General features: G+C 48.5%; 1 protein-coding gene. It reads right to left on the bottom strand.

What is annotated here, in order from left to right; translation table 11 throughout:
• On the bottom strand, nt 1-2,766 hold a 2,766-nt coding region (locus WC955_13365; GenBank protein ID MFA5860044.1), incomplete at both ends, for a hypothetical protein.

Consider the following 2,766-nt stretch of genomic DNA (forward strand, 5'->3'; position numbering starts at 1 on the left):
CCCTATTTGAACAAACTGTGGATTTACAAGGTTATTCCCAAACACTGCAAGCGTTGTGGTGCTTGTCACAAACCCGTCAGTTGATCCGATAACGCCCCAGCGAGTATAGCCCGGGTTATCGTTTGGCGACCAGTCTATAGTAACACTATAGGATGTCCGTGCGGATACGTATGTATTTACTGGCGGCCGGGCATAGGTTACCCCAGATATTGTATTAGTAACACTAGTACCCAAAACATTATACGCTTCAACCTTGCGGTAGTATGTAGTATTCGCACTTAAACTTGCTTCAGTATAATATGTAGTATTCCACGGCAGTTCCGTAACCAGTTCATCCGTGTTTTTACGTAACCGGTAATACTTCTCGTCTTTTGATACGTCGGTCCAGTTCCATTCAACTGAGCCAGTCCCGCGAGTTACTGCGTACAGGTTCGACACTGCGGGTGGTGTGGACCAGAACACCACATTATTCGGGTCAACTTCGTACTGCGGGCTGGCTTTTGCACCGGACGAGTTGGTAAACGTAATCGTCGCAAGGTGTACCGATAACGCGGAGTCTACATACACATTTGTCGTGACAGAGTTATCGAAATAAAAATTGTTGAAACTATACACGCCGCGCATAGTACCCGGATAACTCGTCCCGCCGTCAAGCCATATACCGTAATTGTTTGGCGGGAAGTTTACAAATTGCACGTTTGACACCGCAACGTTTGAGGAATAACTGTTATCAAACTCCAGGACTACAGACTTCATCGTCAACCCGGTAACATTGATACCGCCGTCGTTCACGCCATCCGTCGCAAACGTGCCAAGCAGTTCGCCCGGCGCGGTGCTTGTGATAACGTCCTGCGGGGAATCCGCGTAAAACTTACCACCACAACCAAGCAGAGCGGAACTTTTTAACTCTATCCTCCCGTCGCCGTTGGTCATCAATATCGTTCCGTTAACGTTAAACCAATCTCCCGCGCAGGTAATTGTTAACGTCGAGTTCCCGATATCGAGGATACCAGTGGACGAAATTTCGCCGCCTGTTTGTTGCGAGTTATGGTTAAATATCGAGTGGCAGTACCCGTTCCCAAGGTTCAATCTTCCATCTAAGTTATCATATTTGCTTACAGAACCCATGATCAGGTTGCTGTTAGCCGTTACCGTAGCGCCCTGGGTTATCCAAACGTCGCCGAACATGCTGTTGTTAAGCATCGTTATTGTCTGCGGGGTTGTCCCGTTGAAACAGGTTACGTTAGACCCGCCGGAACGCCAGAATTCAAAATACCCGCCGGTTTGTACCCAGTCACTGCCTATATACAGATTATGCCCACCGAGATATGTCAGCGTCCCGCCGGAGATTACAAAATCGTTTACTACGGTCAGGCTTGAGTTTAACACGACCGCCGTTGAGAACCCGACATCCATTGTAAACGACGATAATGTTACTACGAGGTCCCACCGGCAATATTTTGTATTACTATCGCTATTAAAAATCACAGAGTCGCCGGTAGACGGCGCCACGTCGTATAACCAGTTCGCAGCTTCCGCCGCGTTATTCGTTGCCCCGCTGCCGTCCCATACGTGGGTGTATATGTTTGTAACATACACAGTTGCCTGGGATGAAAGTTCCGCCCAGTTCCCGCTGTCGTCCTGCGACCATATCTGGAAATAGTACGTTGCATCCGTCGGGATGTCGGTAAGTATCACTTTACATATTGTTCCCTGCGCAACGCTGGTTGTTATTTCAGTTTTGTACGTGTTATACGTCCACCCGTAGCCCGAGTTTGTATTGTAATCAATTCTGTACTTCCCGTTGAGATCACCCTGGTTCTCGTCGTCGCCAGGAGCGGTCCATACAAGCTTTGCACCGCGTTCGTATACCGGCGTACCAACGAGGTCGGTCACCGCTGACGGCGCGGTTAAATCCTCAAACGTCACTGTGCTTGACCATACCGTCGATAATTCGATATTGCCAGTATTGTCGTACGCGCGGGATGCTATCCAGTAGGTGGTGTGCGTAGTAAGATCTTCCGAAGTAATGTCGGTATACCGCCAGTACGACGTGGCATCAACAACGTTGTAGATCGTTGCCGTAGACCACTTGATTTCTGTATTATTAAACGCCGCGCCATCCCAGTATTTGTTGTTCGTGTGGTTATACACGCTGAGTTCCACTTTTGTAATGTTTGTAAGACTATCCGTTGCAGTACCGCTGATGGTAGTAAGCGCGCCGATAACAGCTCCATGGACAGGATATGTTACCACTGAAGTTGGTAACGAAACGTCATACAGGAAGTTTATTGTCGAGTAACTTACTGACAAATTCCCCGCGCTGTCCACCGCCTGCGCTTCAACACTGTACGTATTACCGTCGAGCCATGCAGGAACGCTGTCGCTTCCCGACGGGTAGGTCCACGAGGACGGATAAATCCCGGCAAACCGCCACGCGTCGTCTACGAGCCATTGAGTACCAGTCCAGTTTTTATTCACCGTAATATCGTGTATCCTCAAAGACACGGTCGATACCATAACATTATCCGCCGCAGTACCGTAGATCAACGTTACACTGTTTTTATTAGAACCGTTTACCGGTGACATTATCCCGACCGTCGGCTCAACACCGTCGAGCGTTATCGTTGCAACCATCACGTCGTAGGAAGTCGCTACTCCGTTTTCATTAAACGCCTGGACTTTATAGTAATACGTAGATGCAGAGTTTAACCCTATTTGAACAAACTGTGGATTTACAAGGTTATTCCCAAACACTGCAAGCGT

It is taken from the genome of Elusimicrobiota bacterium (assembly GCA_041658405.1).
Taxonomy (GTDB): Bacteria; Elusimicrobiota; UBA5214; order JBBAAG01; family JBBAAG01; genus JBBAAG01.